The organism is Nonomuraea sp. bgisy101, from assembly GCF_057708945.1.
Window position 1 is genome coordinate 63,731 of the sequence record NZ_JBYITD010000009.1, and the last position, 15,198, is coordinate 78,928.

13 protein-coding genes are annotated in these 15,198 nt (G+C 70.1%); 10 read left to right on the forward strand and 3 right to left on the reverse strand.

Annotation, left to right across the window (positions count from 1 at the left end; translation table 11 throughout):
* Positions 1-366 precede the first annotated feature (366 nt).
* Genes AC3EO4_RS18445 through AC3EO4_RS18455 form a run of 3 tightly spaced genes read left to right on the forward strand, consistent with a single transcriptional unit; the run spans position 367 to position 5,693 of the window.
* Positions 367-2,835, forward strand: coding sequence for a ligand-binding sensor domain-containing protein (locus AC3EO4_RS18445; protein ID WP_431896758.1), 2,469 nt, complete (start codon positions 367-369; stop codon positions 2,833-2,835).
* 22 nt (positions 2,836-2,857) lie between these two features.
* A complete protein-coding gene (locus AC3EO4_RS18450; protein ID WP_431896760.1) occupies positions 2,858-4,807 on the forward strand; it encodes a ligand-binding sensor domain-containing protein in 1,950 nt (649 codons plus the stop codon).
* Positions 4,808-4,826: 19 nt separating this feature from the next.
* Positions 4,827-5,693 (forward strand): LysR family transcriptional regulator, encoded by an 867-nt coding sequence (locus tag AC3EO4_RS18455; protein ID WP_379572379.1) that lies wholly within the window; start codon positions 4,827-4,829, stop codon positions 5,691-5,693.
* On the opposite strand, the gene AC3EO4_RS18460 is transcribed toward AC3EO4_RS18455, so the two are convergent.
* Complete coding sequence (locus AC3EO4_RS18460; protein WP_431896762.1) at positions 5,671-6,165, reverse strand: MarR family winged helix-turn-helix transcriptional regulator; 495 nt, start codon at positions 6,163-6,165, stop codon at positions 5,671-5,673. The two genes, AC3EO4_RS18455 and AC3EO4_RS18460, sit on opposite strands and share 23 nt — an antisense overlap.
* Positions 6,166-6,213: 48 nt before the next feature.
* Between AC3EO4_RS18460 and pip the strand changes: the two genes are divergently transcribed.
* On the forward strand, positions 6,214-7,161 hold the full coding sequence (gene pip, locus AC3EO4_RS18465; RefSeq protein WP_431896764.1) for a prolyl aminopeptidase: 948 nt from the start codon (positions 6,214-6,216) through the stop codon (positions 7,159-7,161).
* Between the two features lie 50 nt (positions 7,162-7,211).
* Here pip and AC3EO4_RS18470 read toward each other — a convergent pair whose 3' ends face one another.
* On the reverse strand, positions 7,212-7,985 hold the full coding sequence (locus tag AC3EO4_RS18470) for a TetR/AcrR family transcriptional regulator C-terminal domain-containing protein (RefSeq protein ID WP_431896766.1): 774 nt from the start codon (positions 7,983-7,985) through the stop codon (positions 7,212-7,214).
* 195 nt (positions 7,986-8,180) lie between these two features.
* Here AC3EO4_RS18470 and AC3EO4_RS18475 point away from each other — a divergent pair, with 195 nt between their 5' ends.
* Complete coding sequence (locus AC3EO4_RS18475) at positions 8,181-9,041, forward strand: mechanosensitive ion channel family protein (RefSeq protein WP_379572383.1); 861 nt, start codon at positions 8,181-8,183, stop codon at positions 9,039-9,041.
* A gap of 30 nt (positions 9,042-9,071) precedes the next feature.
* Here the strand turns inward: AC3EO4_RS18475 and AC3EO4_RS18480 are convergent, their stop codons facing one another.
* Positions 9,072-9,323, reverse strand: coding sequence for a DUF6401 family natural product biosynthesis protein (locus AC3EO4_RS18480; RefSeq protein WP_379572384.1), 252 nt, complete (start codon positions 9,321-9,323; stop codon positions 9,072-9,074).
* Between the two features lie 157 nt (positions 9,324-9,480).
* On the opposite strand from AC3EO4_RS18480, the gene AC3EO4_RS18485 reads away from it, so the two are divergent.
* From AC3EO4_RS18485 to qcrB, 5 genes are all read left to right on the forward strand, one after another.
* Positions 9,481-10,383 carry an ABC transporter ATP-binding protein gene (locus AC3EO4_RS18485; RefSeq protein WP_431896769.1) on the forward strand — a complete coding sequence of 301 codons (903 nt, stop codon included), beginning with the start codon at positions 9,481-9,483 and terminating at the stop codon, positions 10,381-10,383.
* Positions 10,380-11,162: an ABC transporter permease gene (locus AC3EO4_RS18490; protein WP_431896771.1), complete on the forward strand. Its 783-nt coding sequence runs from the start codon at positions 10,380-10,382 to the stop codon at positions 11,160-11,162. Before AC3EO4_RS18485 ends, AC3EO4_RS18490 begins: the two co-directional genes overlap by 4 nt.
* On the forward strand, positions 11,155-11,952 hold the full coding sequence (locus AC3EO4_RS18495) for an ABC transporter permease (protein WP_431896773.1): 798 nt from the start codon (positions 11,155-11,157) through the stop codon (positions 11,950-11,952). Before AC3EO4_RS18490 ends, AC3EO4_RS18495 begins: the two co-directional genes overlap by 8 nt.
* A gap of 376 nt (positions 11,953-12,328) precedes the next feature.
* The gene (locus AC3EO4_RS18500; protein ID WP_431896775.1) at positions 12,329-13,615 is read left to right on the forward strand and encodes an NAD(P)/FAD-dependent oxidoreductase; all 1,287 of its coding nucleotides are present in this window, start codon (positions 12,329-12,331) and stop codon (positions 13,613-13,615) included.
* Positions 13,612-15,099, forward strand: coding sequence for a cytochrome bc1 complex cytochrome b subunit (gene qcrB, locus AC3EO4_RS18505; protein ID WP_431896777.1), 1,488 nt, complete (start codon positions 13,612-13,614; stop codon positions 15,097-15,099). The genes AC3EO4_RS18500 and qcrB overlap by 4 nt, the downstream gene beginning before the upstream one ends.
* The last annotated feature ends 99 nt before the right edge of the window (positions 15,100-15,198 follow it).

Consider the following 15,198-nt stretch of genomic DNA (forward strand, 5'->3'; position numbering starts at 1 on the left):
GCCGCTGCACGCTCCCTTCTGTACCCGGTCGAGCGTTCCGCGCCCGCCTTCCCGCGGGTGCCACGGCCGACTATCCGCAGATCTTCTGGCAGGCGCAGAGGGCCACGCAGAAGGCCCGCCGCCAGAGTGGCAGGCCTTCGCCTTCGTGAGGAGAACCACGTCTCAGCCGGGCCGTGGCTTGGCACGCGTGGGGGAGCAGGGCCGGGCACGCGCCGTGCCCGTCCGCTCGGCTCGTCGTGATGTTGCGCAAATGTGCGCACGATGAGTCTTGCTCGATCGTTTCCGCGCATGGTACGAATGGCGCAATATCGGTCTGGCCCGTAATCGGTCAGGCCTGGCTGTGCTCGTTCCAGAGAGGAACGCGTCATGCACCTGCGCCCCGCCTTAGCCCGTGTGCTCTGCCTGGCCGCCCTGCTCGCGACCGCCCTTGTCATCCCCTCCGCAGCCCGAGCCGCCGACATCGTGATCGCCAACCACGGCTTCGAGGAAGGAACCTCGTCGCTGACCGGCTGGACCCAGTCGCACGGCACCACGGGCGTCTCGCCCAGCACCGAGCGGGCCTGGCGCGGCGCGCGAAGCGCGCGCCTCACCGACGGCTCCACCGATGCCGCGGTCGGCCTGCAGAGCGGGCAGGTGCCCGTCACCGCGGGCAAGACCTACGCCGCCTTCGCCAAGGTCTACCTTGCCGCCGGACGCGCCGACCTCTACCTGCGCTTCTGGAACGGCGCGACGCTGGTGCACTCCGCCTACACCCAGGTCGCCGCGCCCCTGAACCAGTGGAGCGACGTGCGGGTCGTGGCCGCCGCGCCCGCGGGCGTCACGCGTGCGAGCGTTCTGCTCTACTCGGGGGTCGGCGGCACCGGCACCAGCTTCTGGGACGAGATCCTCTTCACCGCGCAGGTCACAGACCTCGGAGTCCAGGTGGAGAACTCCGCGCCCAACGGCACGACGTTCGGCGTCGGCCCCGATCAGGACAAGATCTACGCCATCTACACCGGCACCCAGAACGACACCCCGCAGCTCGCGGTGATCGACGCCGACACCGAGAACGCCGTACAGCGCGTGCCGATCCCCGGCGCCACCGGCGGCTGGGCGGCGACGACGGCCACGGACGGCACCGTCTACCTGGGCACCTACAGCAACGCGGGCGTCTACCGGCACACCCCGGGCTCCGGCACGGTCAGCCTGGTCGGCGAGGCGGCGGGCACCGCCTCGTTCGTGTGGTGCCTGACCCCAGGACGCGACGGCAAGGTCTACGGCGGCACCTACGACACCGGCGCGTTCTTCAAGTACGAGCCGGGCGACAGCGCGCTGACCCCCATCGGCTCCACGCCCATCCAGGCGGGCAAGAAATACGTGCGCAGCATCGCCTACGACACCGCCGCCAACGTCACCTACCTCGGCACCGGGACGAGCGCGGCGCTGGTGCGCTTCGACAACACCTCGGGCGCCAAGGCCGACCTGCTGCAGTCGCTGCCCGCGCGGCTGCGCGCCGGGTCCATGGTCACCACGCTGAAGCTCACCGGCGGCAGGCTGTTCGCCAGGATCGACACCACGCTGATCGTGCTGTCGATGTCCGGCGCCACTCCGACCCTGGAGGCCGAGATCACCGGCACCTCGGCCGACCTGTCCGACGAGCGCGACGGCAAGGTCTACTACGCCAAGGGCAGCGCCCTGTACGCCTACGACATCGCCTCGCGGACCGAGCACGCGGTCGGCGTCGACCTGGGCATGGACCCGACCGCCTTCGGCTGGGTCAAGCTCGCAGGCGACGCCGACCACACGCTGGTCGCGCTGGGCGCCGCCGCCAACAGGACCCGCCTGTTCAAGTACCGCCCGGCCGACGGCGTCACCCGCTCCGTCGAGGTGGCGGGCACGCCCGTGCTGCCCGCCGCGATCAACGCGATCGCAGGGGGACCCGACGGGAAGATCTACAGCGGGGCCTTCTTCACCGGCGGCATGGGCGTCCACGACCCGATGCGCGGCGACGACGACGACCTGCGCGCCGACCTGATGCACCGGGCGGGCTTCTCGCAGACCGACTCGATGCTGAACCACCAGGGCCGGCTCTACGTCGCCACCTATCCGGGCGCCAAGGTCTACGAGTACGACCCGGCGAGCCCATGGGACTTCGGCGCGAACCCCAGACTGCTGTTCGCCCTGGCCGGCGACCACCAGTCGCGGCCCTACGCGCTCGCGGGCGCGCCTGACGGCAGGATCTTCGTCGGCACCGTACCCGACTACGGGCGTTACGACGGCGCGCTGACGATCTACGACCCTGCCACCGGTTCCGTCACCGTCCACAGGAACATCGTCCCCGACCAGTCCGTGGTCACGCTCGCCTACCACGGCGGGCTGGTCTACGGCGGCACCTCGACCAGGGGCGCGCTCGGTACCGGCGATCCCCTGGCGGAGGCCGCGGTGTTGTTCGTCCACGACCCGGCCACCGGCGAGACGGTGCCGAAGCGGCTGCCGGGCGCCGCGGCCGACGCCACCACCATCACCGACCTCACCGTGGTCGACGGGAGGATTTGGGGCTTCGCCGAGGGCTATCTGTTCGTCTTCGACCCCGCCGTCGGCGACTTCGTCTACCACGCGAAGAAGTTCTCCGACGTCGGCACCGAGAAGTGGCGTGACGCCGACCTGCGCACGGTGGCCAAGGATCCCGCCCACGTCTACGGCACCGCGGGCGACCACCTGTTCAAGATCACGAGGTCGACCTACGCGGTCACCGAGCTGATCCCCAAGACCCCGGGGCTCGACGGTCTGGCCACGGACGACCTCGGCAACCTCTATTACAAGATCGTCGGAAGGCTGTACCGCTATGCCTTCTGAGCACCACACGAGAGGCACATCGATGAGAAAGACACGGTTCGCCGCTGTGCGGGCGACGGCGCTGGCGACGGCGCTGGCGACGGCGCTGGCCGTCGGCCTGACCTGCCTGCCCGCCTCGGCCGCCGCCGCGCCGGTGATCGAGGACCTCGGCCCCGCTTCGGAGGTGACCTCGATCAGCGCGGCCGAGTTCGTGGGAGACCGGCTCTACCTGGGCACCGGCGGCATCAAGCCGACCAGGATCGGCGCCTACGACCCCGCCCAGCGGAAGGTGACCTCGATCGCCGAACTGCCCACGGGCGACGGCACGTGGGCGGCGGCCGCCGTCGGCACCGACCTGTACGTCGGCACCTACACCCCCGGCGACATCCACAAGGTCGACACCCGCACTGGTACGGCGACGAAGGTCGCCGACGTGAAACCGGACAACTTCATCTGGTGCCTCGACGCCGCCCCCGACGGGAAGATCTACGCGGGCACCTACCCGCGCGGGCGCGTCGTCGAGTACGACCCCGCCACCGGGCAGACCCGCGACTTCGGCCAGGCGGTCGCGGGCGAGCAGTACGTGCGCAGCATCGCCGTCGACGAGACCACCGTCTACGCCGGCGTGGGCGCCAAGGCGCACCTGATCGCCATCGACAGGGCCACCGGCGCCAAGCGCGAGCTCCTGCCCGCCGAGCTGGCAGACCGCACCTTCGTCGGCACGCTGGCGCTGGAGGGCGGCCTACTGGCGGCCGGGCTGTCGGCCACCGGTGATCTGATGCTGATGGAGACCGCCGATCCGTCGCGCCACGTGCTGGTGGACGCGCCGGGCGACTCCTACGTCACGGCCATCGGGATCGACGCGCCCCACAACGACGTCTACTTCGGCACCAGGCCGTCGGGGACCCTCTACCGCTACGACCGCGACACCGCCAAGCTCGACAAGCTGGCTGTGCCGTACGACGGGGCGTCCTTCAACCGCATCTTCGTGGGCGACGGCAAGCTGACGGGCGTGCTCACCAGCTCGGTCGTGGAGTACGACCTGGCCACGGGCGAGCTGACCGGCGTCGACCTCACGCAGGCGGGCATGCCGCCCGCCCCCGAACTGCCCATGGCCGTCACGGCGACGCGCGACCAGGTGCTGGTCAGCGGCAAGGCGGGTGTCCAGGTGCACGACCTGGCCACCGGGGCGAGCACGCGCACGTTCCTGCCTGGCGAGGCCAAGGCGATGACGGTCGTCGGCAAGCAGGTCTACCTGTCGGTCTACACGCTCGCCTACCTGTTCGGGATGCGGCCCGACGGCAGCGACCTCAGGCGGCTCACCCGGGTGGGCGAGGAGCAGAACCGCCCGCTCGACGCCCACTACGACCCGCTGTCCGGGCGGCTGCTGGTCGGCACCCAGCCGGAGTACGGCCTGCACGGCGGGGCCCTGGCCCTCTACGACCCGCGCCGCGACAGGATCGAGACGTTCAGGAACGTCGTGCGGAACCAGTCGATCCGATCGGTGACCAGCATGCTCGGCACCGCCTACGTCGCCAGTGAGATCGCCGGCGGCCTCGGCACCACGCCCGTCGAGAAGGAGGCCGAACTCGCGGCCTTCGATCTGCTGACCAAGCGGGTCCGCTGGTCGACCGTGCCCGTGCCGGGCGCCACGTCGATCTCCGACCTCGTCGCGCACCGCGGCAGGCTGTACGGCATCGCCGACACCGGCGTGCTGTTCGAGTTCGACCCGTGGCGCAAGAAGGTGACCCGCACGGTCCAGGTGCCGATCAGCGCGGCGCGCAGCGGCACGCTCGTGGAGACGCGCGGACGCCTGTACGGCACCGACGGCAAGGCGATCTACCGGCTCGACCCGTCGGCCATGACGATCTCCACGGTGGTCGAGGGGCTCGACGCCCAGGCCTACGGCACCCAGCCGCTGCTGGCCGCCGCTCCCGACGGACGCGCCCTGTACGCCCTGCGCGCCAGGAACCTGGTACGCGTCACCCTCTGAAGGGCGATAAGTATGGCGGATGGATCCGCACCTGCTCAGAACTCTGGTCGCCGTCGCCCGCTGGGGGTCGTTCTCGGCCGCGGCCGAGGAGCTCGGCTACACCCAGTCGGCGGTCTCCCAGCAGATCGCCGCTCTGGAGGCCGATCTCGGGCTGCCGCTCCTGCACCGCCGTCCCGTCGTGCCGACCGAGGCCGGCGCGCGGCTGCTTGAGCACGCGGGGCCGCTGCTGCTGCGCGTGGAGGCCGCCCGAGCCGACGTGCGCCGCGCGGCGGCCGCCCCCGCCCACCGGTTGACGGTGGCCGCCTCGCCGCTGTCCGTGACTCCTTCGATCGCGGGACGGCTGGCCCGCGCCCGCGCCGCCCACCCCCGCCTCGACCTCACGCTGGTCACCTTCGACCGGGACAAGGTGGCGGGGGAGGTGGCGGCGGGACGTGCCGACCTCGGCATGGCCGACGGCATCGCGGCGCCCAACGACCCCCTGCGCCTGCCCGACGTGGGTCCGCTGACCGCCGTGGGGATCGCCGAGGAGAACCTGCTGGTCGCCCTTCCCGCCGGCCACCCGCTCGCCGACCGGGCGGGGCTGCGTCTTGCCGATCTGGTCGACGCGGTATGGCTGCAGACCACGCTGTGCCCGCTCGAACGGCTGCGCGACCTGCTGGGTGACGGCTTCCGTCCAGGTCTGGCCTACACCGGCGACGATGTGCACACCGTGCTGAACCTGGTCGAGGCGGGACATGGCCTGACCCTGCTGCCCGCCTCGGTGGGCCACGGCGTCCCCGTTGTGGCGCCGCGTCTGTCCCATCGCGTGGAGCTCCTCCACGGAACCCTGCCGCCGGGCCCCGCCGCCGCGGTGGCCGCCGCTCTCAGTCCTTCCCCTGCCGGGTGACCGGGCGCAGACGTTCGGCGGCCGACCTGGTCCTGTCCCGCATCGGACGGCGGCGCAGGGCCTCCAGGGTCTCGTCCACCAGGCGGCTGAGCGGGTAGGGCAGCTCGGACTCCAGTTCTTCCACGGCGGTGTTGACGGCCGCCCACTCCACGGCCATGGCCGGCAACAGGGACTCGGCCTTCGGCGTGAGGTGCACGATGCGCTGGCGGGCGTCGGCACCGGGGGAGAGGGTGACCAGGTCCTCCTTGGCCAGCTGCGCCACCGTCTGGCTGGCGGCCGAGTGCGTCACGCCGATCGCGCGGGCCAGGTCGCGGATGGAGCTCGGCCCTTCGGTGGCCAGGTTGCGCAGAACGGGCGTGTAGCGCGGGCGGAAGCCGTCCAGGCCGAGCGCGGGGTAGAGGGTCGTCACCCCGTCGTCGAGCAGGTCGAGCAGCAGCCGCAGGCGCGTGCCCAGCACCTCACGGGATTCCATGGCGCTAATATAACAGCGCTGTTGGATTTTTGACGGAGAGGACCCGGCGTGTATCCCCCTATCGAGCCCTATGACCATGGCCATCTCGACACCGGCGATGGCCACCTCGTCTACTGGGAGGTCTGCGGCAATCCCGAGGGCAAGCCCGCGCTCGTCGTCCACGGCGGCCCCGGCAGCGGCTGCTCGCCCAACCATCGCAAGACCTTCGACCCCGAGCGCTACAAGATCATCCTGTTCGACCAGCGGAACTGCGGCAGAAGCCTGCCCCACGCCGCCGATCCCGCCGCCGACCTCAGCACCAACACCACCCACCACCTCGTCGCCGACATGGAGCGGCTGCGCGAGCATCTCGGCATCGACAAATGGCTGCTGTACGGCGGCTCCTGGGGCTCCACGCTGATGCTCGCCTACGCCGAGGCCCATCCTTCACGCGTGTCGGAGATGATCATCGTCGCCGTGACCATGACGCGGCGGTCCGAGACCGAATGGCTCTACGAGGGCGTGGGCAGGTTCTTCCCCGAGCAGTGGCAGCGCTTCAGGGAGGGTGTGCCCGAGGCCGACCGCGACGGCGACCTGCTGGCCGCCTACGCGCGGCTGCTGTCCGACCCCGACCCCGACGTGCGCGCGAAGGCCGCCAACGACTGGGCCGCGTGGGAGGACGCGGTGATCTCTCTGGAGGTCAACGGCAAGCCGAACGCCTACAGCGACAGGCCGCCCGCCGCGCTGGTGGCCTTCGTCAGGATCTGCGCGCACTACTTCTCCAACCACGCGTGGCTGGAGGAGGGCGTCCTGCTGCGCGACGCGCACAAGCTGGCCGGCATCCCCGGCGTGCTCATCCACGGCCGCTTCGACCTGGGTTCGCCACTGGGGACCGCGTGGGAACTGGCCCAGGCGTGGCCCGACGCGCGGCTCGTGGTGGTCGACGACTCAGGGCACACCGGCAGTGACACCATGCGCAAGGAGATCCACGCCGCCCAGGACGCCTTCGCGGGCTGACGCCGCCCTCGCCGCTCCGCGCCCCTCCCGGGCGCGGAGCGTCCCGCGTCCTAAGCTTCCGCCGCGGCCTCGACGCCGTCCAGCAGGACGGCCAGCCCCGACCTGAACGCCTGCCGCGCCGCCCGCTCGAGGTACGGCTCGCCGCCATCGGCCTCCCACGACGTTTCGCCGCCGCTTTCCAGCCAGAGCGCCATCGGGAACCGGTCGGCGAAGTCGGGCGCGATCTCCTGCAGCAGCGCCGAGCGCGCCTGCCACCACTCCTCGTCCGACACGCCGGTCTCCGACGGCGCCCGCCGTGCCTCGGCGATCGTCCTGGCCGCCCCCCGCACCACGTCGAACAGGGCGGCCACGATCCCGCGCAGCACCTGCGGCGCCAGCCCCGTCGCCGCGAGGATCCGCGCGAGCGTGTCCAGGAGGGCGAACTCGTTGGGCCCGAGCACCGGGCGGGCCTGCGAGACCTGCAGCACCCATGGGTGGCGCACGTAGAACTCGCAGATGTCCTCCGCCCACCGCGTCAGTGCCGCCCGCCAGCCGTCCGACAGGTCGTAGCCGGTGGGCAGGCTCGCCAGCGACCTGTCGTACATCAGGTCGACCAGCTCGCCCTTGTTCGGCACGTAGGTGTAGAGGGCCATCGCCGTACGGCCGAGCCGCTCGCCCACGGTGCGCATCGACAGTGCCGCCATCCCCACTTCGTCGGCGACCGCGATCGCGGTCTCCACGATGAGGTCGACGCTCAGCCCCGGCTTCGGGCCCGGCTTGGCGCGGGCTTCGCCCTGCGCGCGCCATAGCAGCGCCATCGAGCCCTGCCCCGCGTACACCGTCACGCCGTCACTCCTGCTTCCGGGCCGACTCTTTATGGCATAAGGATATGGGGCCGCGGGACGCGACGCAGATCTTCTCCCTAACCCACAAAAACGGCATATACCGCATATCGGCACTTATAGCGCATAGTCACCGGACGGAGGGGCAGGTTTCCTCCTGCCAGGCGGAACACAAGGCTGGAGGGGGGAACCTGAGCCATGAATCCTGACGATTGGAGAAGGGGACTGGTCGACGCCTGGACGGCGATCGTCACCTTCGTACCCAAGTTCATCGCGTTCCTGGTGATCCTGGTGATCGGCTGGCTGATAGCCAAGCTGCTGCAGAAGGCCGTCGAGAAGGGACTGGAACGCGTCGGGTTCGATCGATGGGTCGAGCGCGGCGGCATCGGCCGGATGATGGAGCGCAGCCGCTATGACGCCTCGAGCCTCATCGCGAAGCTCATCTACTACGCGGTGCTGCTGATCACGCTGCAGATCTCGTTCTCGGTGTTCGGACCCAACCCGATCAGCGCGCTGCTCGGCGGCGTGGTGGCCTGGCTGCCCAAGGCCGCGGTCGCGATCATCATCGTCGTCGTGGCCGCCGCGATCGCCAACGCGGTCAAGGACATCGTCGGCGCGGCGCTGGCCGGCCTGTCCTACGGCCGCCTGCTCGCGACGATCGCGCAGGTGTTCATCATCGCCCTCGGTGTGATCGCCGCGCTCAACCAGGTCGAGATCGCCACCACCGTCACGATGCCGGTCCTGATCGCCTTCCTGGCCACGGTGGCAGGCATCCTGATCGTCGGACTCGGCGGCGGCCTGGTCAAGCCGATGCAGCAGCGCTGGGAGGGCTGGCTGCACAGGGCGGAGGCCGAGACCGGCGCCATCCGCACCGAGGCGGCGGCCTACGACCGCGGACGCCAGGACGCCATCGCGGGCACCGAGGCACCCGCCCGGCCTCCCGCCGGCGCCCGGACCGGCGCGCCGGAGTCGGCGCAGCCCGCACCCGGCGGCTACCAGTCACGCCCCGGCGAGGCCGGCGGCTACCAGTCACGCCCGGGGGAGCCGCCTCCTCTGTAACCGCTCCAGTGCCGCGGAAGGCGGCTCAGGTCAGGCGGCCTGCGCGGGCGCGAGCATCAGGCACACAGCGCTCATTCGCAGCGTCGCGAAATCGAGAGGGTGGCCGGGTTCGGGGGCCCGCCACCCTTTCTCGTGCGCGCCGTCCCAGAAGCCGATCAGGTAGCTGAGCAGCGACGTGTGGCCCACATGCGCACCGATGGAGCGGATGGCGTGCCGTACGGCCGCCACGTGCTGGTCGAGGAGCGCGCCGACACCGGGGTGTTCGGCGGGCAGCTCAAGCACCCAATGCGCGAACTCCGCTCGAATCCGCTCTACCCACGCAAGATCAGACACCAGACGCCCCGAATGATTTGCCGCACCGTTACTCCGTCAACCATAAACGCTGACACGAGCAGAAACTATTTGCCGTCCCCGATGCGGATCTGAAAGATATTGTCGGGTGATCCGAGTCGAGAGGTTGACCAAGGTCTTCCGCCGCCCTCGGACCTTCACCGGTCCGCTGGGCGCCATCCGCACACTTCTGACCCGCCAGTACGACGAACGCACCGCCGTGGACGGCATCACCTTCGACATCGCCGAAGGAGAGGTGGTCGGCTATCTCGGCCCGAACGGCGCCGGCAAGTCCACCACCGTCAAGATGCTGACCGGCATCCTCACCCCCACCAGCGGAGTCGTCGAGGTCGCCGGACGGGTGCCCTGGCGCGAGCGCAACGCGAACGCCCGATCCGTCGGCGTCGTCTTCGGCCAGCGCAGCCAGCTGTGGTGGGACCTGCCGCTCATCGAGTCGCTGCGCCTGGTCGGCGACCTCTACGACGTCCCTGCCCCCCGCTTCGCCTCCTCGCTGAAGAGGATGCGCGACCTGCTCGGGCTCGACGACTTCCTCGACACCCCCGTCAGGCAGCTGAGCCTCGGCCAGCGCATGCGCGGCGACCTGGCGGCCGCGATGCTGTACGAGCCTCCCATCCTCTACCTCGACGAGCCCACCGTCGGCCTCGACGTGCTGGCCAAGCAGGCGGTGCGCGAGTTCATCGTCGACACCAACAGGGCAGGGCGCACGACCGTGCTGCTGACCACCCACGACCTGGCCGACGTCGAGGCGCTGTGCAAGCGGATCATCCTGATCGACAAGGGCAAGGTGCTCTACGACGGCGGCATCGACGCCCTGGTCAGCGCCTACGCGCCGCCCCGCCGCCTGGTCGTGCACGCCGACGACGGCAGCCACGCCTACGAGCTCACCGAAGGGCTGGAGGTTCCCGACCTGCTGGCCGCGCACACCATCCGCGACCTGTCGATCGAGGAGCCCGACCTGGAGAGCGTGATCAAAAGGATCTACGCCGCATGATCCGGTCCTTACGCGGCATGGCCCGCATCGGGCTGCGCTTCCAGCTCGCCTACCGCAGCGAGGTCATCATGACGTCGCTGACGCTGATCGCGCAGGTCTTCCTCCTGCGCATGGTGTGGACCTCGGTGTACGGCCAGCGCCAGCAGGCCATGGGCCTCACGCTGGAGGCGCTGCTTGCCTACCTCACGCTCGCCAACCTGCAGACGTTCGCCACCATGCCGGTCATCACGCGGATCGCCCACTTCAGGATCCGCACCGGGATGGTGTTCTTCGACCTGGCCAGGCCCGTCGGCTACCTCCCGCAGATGGCGGCCTTCCAGGCGGGCCACACGGCAGGGGCGGTGCTGCTGCTCGCGCCGGTCGTGCCGGTGGTGCTGCTGGTCGGCTCGATCACGCCGACGGCGCACGCGCTGCCGTACGCGGTGACCCTGGCCCTCGGCTACGTCGTCGGCGTGCTGATGGCGCTGCTGATCTGCCTGATCGGCTTCTGGACGATGGAGACCGGCGCCATTTCGCTGCTGTACCGCCTGGTCAGCCAGTTCTTCGCGGGCACGATGGTCCCGCTGACATTCTTCCCGGGGGCGCTGCGCACGCTGGCGGAGGCGCTTCCGTTCAAGTACATGGGCTACGTGCCCGCCGCCATCTACGTCGGCCGGCTGTCCGGTGCGGAGATCGTCCGCGCGCTCCTGGTCGAACTCGCGTGGATCGCGGCGCTCAGCGCCCTGCTCTGGGCGGTGTGGCGGGTCGCGCACCGCAGGGTGGTGATCAACGGTGGCTGAGCTGACCCGCACGCTGCGCCTGTACTGGCGGCTGCAGCGCGCCACCATGCGCGGCGCCATGCAGTACCGGCTCAACACCGTCATCAGCATCCTGACCGGCGCGATCTACCAGGGCAGCGGCTTCGCCTTCATCTGGGTGATCATGCACACCTTCCCCGCGATGGCGGGGTGGAGCCTGCCCCAGATCGCCTTCCTGTACGGCCTGCGCCTGACCGCCCACGCGCTCTGCATGCTCCCGCTGAGCAGCCTGATCGGCATCGACTGGCTCGTGCGCGAGGGCGAGTTCGACAGGATCCTGCTGCGCCCGCTCAACCCGCTCGTCCAGCTCATGACCAAACGCATGGGTGTGGGACAGCTCGGCGACCTGCTGGTCGGCGTGGTCCTTCTGGTCGTCGCGGCCGACGCCGCCGACGTGGCGTGGACGCCTGGCCTCGTCGCCTTCTGCGCGGCCGCCCTCGTCGGTGGCGCGCTGGTGGAGGCCTCCTTCTTCCTGGCGCTGTCGTCGATGGCGCTGCGGATGCTCGACACGTTCGCGCTGAAGGTGTTCGTCGACGACGTGTTCAGCAAGTTCGGCTCCTACCCGATGAGCGTCTTCGGCGGCGTCACCCAGTGGCTGCTGACCTACGTGCTGCCCGTCGCGTTCGTCGCCTACGTGCCCGCCGGCGTCGTGCTGGGCAAGCTGGTCATGCCGCTCGCCTACGCCAGCCCCCTTCTGGGCGTCGCGCTGTTCGCGGTGGCCTACCTCATCTGGACACGCCAGCTGCGCCACTACCAAAGCGTCGGCACCTAGCCTGACCGCACCGATCACCGGACCGGTCTCCTCGAAACGCCCTGCCGGCCGTTCGCGCTCATCCCGAGTGTCACATTCCGTCCTCGCGAGACGTCTTGGAGGTAAACCCCCGAATCCAGCCGATGCGACCGGGAGACCGACTCCCCGACCGAGCCCATGTGGAGAGAACATGACGCCATCCGCCCTTCTCACCGGTGCGGGAGCAAGCAGCATGCACAGTGAGCCACGACGGGCGGGTCAGGGCCAGGGTCTCCTGCCCGGCGGCGAGAACGGCTCGCGGGCCTCCTGGAGTCAGGCGTTCACGAGGCCGCGTGCGATCGAGCGGCCCCGTGACCCGCGCGACGTGGTCCACTGCCCGGTCCTGGGCTGACACGCCATGCGGCCGCCACGTGTCGTGATCGTCGGAGCCGGGCTCGCCGGCTACCACGCCGCCTCCGCTCTGTCTCGCCGTATGCGGGACAGAGCGGAGGTGGTGCTGGTGAACCCGACCGACTTCACGCTCTGCCTGCCCCTGCTGCCCGACGTGGCCGCGGGGAACCTCGAGCCGAGCCGGGTCACGGTACCGCTCAGAACGCTGCGCGATGTGCGCGTCGTCCTCGGCACCGTCAACCGCGTCGACACCGCCTGCCGGCGCGTTCACTACGTCGACGCCGACGACGTCGCGGGCCGGCTCGACTACGACCGGCTCATCGTCACCGTCGGCAGCGTCACCAAAGTCCGGCCGGTCTCGGAGGTCTCGGCGCACAGCTTCGGCTTCCACGACGTCGCCGATGCCCTCGACCTGCGCGATCACATCCTGCGCCAGCTCTATCTGGCCGCCACCAGCGACAACGCCACCGAACGCGCCGCACGCAGCACGTTCGTCGTGGTCGGCGCGGGACACGCCGGCACGGAGATCGCCGCGGCCGGGCAGCTCATGTCCAGGCAGATCGCACGCCGCCACTCCCTTCTCGAAGGACGGTCGATCCGGTGGATCCTGGCCGAGCCCGCCGAGCACCTGCTGCCCGACATGCATCCCCACCTGTCCAGAACCGCGACGCGAGTGCTGCGACGACGGGGTGTGGACGTGCGGACCCGCACCTCGGTCGGACAGGTCACCACTGGTGGACTACGGCTGACCGACGGCGAGTTCGTCCCCACACGGACGATCGTCTGGAGCTTCGGCGTTCGGCCCGACCCCCTGATCAACGGGCTCGGGCTGGCGGTCGAGCAGGGGCGGATCAGGGTCGATGAGTACCTCACCGTGCCGGGCCACCCCGAGATCTCCGTCTGCGGGGACGCCGCGGCCGTCCCCGACCTCACCAGACCCGGCAGGATCACCCCGATGAGCGGCCGGCACGCCGTACGGCAGGGCAGGCTGGCAGGCCGCAACGTCGCCGCATCCCTCGGTTACGGCAGGCGCAAGCCCTACCGGCACGACAACCGCGGCGTCGCCGTGGACCTGGGCGGCCGGCAGGCGGCGGCAGACCCGCTGGGTATCCCGCTTTCCGGCATCGCCGCCAAAGCGGCGACCCGCGCCTACCGCCTGTTCACCATCCCGGCCAACCGCATGGCCATCGTCAACGACTGGCTCGTCAACGCGCTGCCGCCTCGGCGGAGCACCCGGCACTGGCCGGCTCCCGCGTCGTCGACGCCACTGCATCTCACCGAGGAGAAGCGATGAAGGCAAGCGGGCTGGCCAAGGCGCTGGACGAGCGGGTCGGCGGCGCGGGATGGCTGAACAAGGCGATGCGGAAGGTCTTCCCCGATCACTGGACGTTCCTGCTCGGCGAGATCGCCCTGTACGCCTTCCTCATCGTCTTGCTGACCGGCGTCTTCCTCAGCTTCTTCTTCAAGCCGAGCATGACCGAGGTGGTCTACGACGGCTCCTACGTGCCGCTGCGCGGGGTCGTGATGAGCGAGGCCTACGCCTCCAGCCTGGAGATCAGTTTCGACGTGCGCGCGGGGCTGCTGATGCGCCAACTGCACCACTGGTCCACCCTGGTCTTCCTGGCCGCGATCTGTGTCCACATGCTGCGCAACTTCTTCACCGGCGCCTTCCGCAAACCACGCGACCTGAACTGGGTGATCGGCGTCGTGCTGTTCACACTGGTGCTGCTCAACGGGCTGTTCGGCTACTCGCTGCCCGATGACGCTTTGTCCGGTGCGGGGCTGCGCATCCTGCACGCCACCATCCTGTCGGTGCCGCTGGTGGGCACCCACGCCGCGATGTTCCTGTTCGGCGGCGAGTATCCGAGCGACGACATCGTCTCGCGCCTGTTCAGCATCCACACGCTGCTGATCCCGGCCCTGCTGCTGGCCCTCATCCCGCTGCACGCGGTGGTGCTGACCTGGCGGCAGACGCACACCCAGTTCCGGGCCAAGGGCCTGTCCAACCGGGTGGTCAGGGGCGCGCCGTTCTTCCCCGCCTTCATCGCGAAGACGACGGCGTTCTTCCTGTTCACGTTCGCGGCCGTCGCCCTGCTGGCCACGCTCTTCCAGATCAACCCGATCTGGCTGTACGGTCCCGCTCGTCCCAGCGTGGTCAGTTCAGGCTCCCAGCCCGACTGGTACATGGGCTTCCTGGAGGGCGCCCTGCGCATCATGCCCGGCTGGGAGATCACCGTCTTCGGCCACACGCTGACGCTCAGCCTGCTCATCCCCGCGCTGATCGCTCCCGGCCTGCTGTTCACCGGCCTGGCCGTCTACCCGATGCTGGAGCGCCGCTTCACCGGGGACACCCGCGTGCACAACCTGCTCGACCGGCCACGTGACGTGCCGTGGCGCACCGGCCTCGGGGTCGCCGGCATCGTGTATTACGGCATCCTCTGGGCCGCCGGCGGCAACGACGTCCTGGCCTCCGCCTTCGGCGTCTCGCTGTACGCCACCACCTGGTTCTTCCGCGTCGCGATCTTCGCGGGACCGGTGCTTGGTCACCTGATCGCCTACCGGATCTGCCTGGGCCTGCAGGAGCGCGACCGGCACACCGTCACGCACGGGGTGGAGACCGGCGTCATCGTCCGCGGCACGCACGGCGGCTATGCCGAGCTCGAACGTGCCGTCACCGAAGAGGAAGTCGCGCTCCTGCTCGCCGGCCACCACAGCCCTGAACCTGGTTCGGACGCGCTGAGCAACGGGCCGGGCGATACGACGGCTCGATTGACGTAGGGCGCCCCCGCCGGCTGACGCTGAAACCGGGGCAAGTCACCACGGCAAGAACTTGCCGGTCGCGCATCTTTGCGCATCGCGCAAGATTGTGTACTGTGG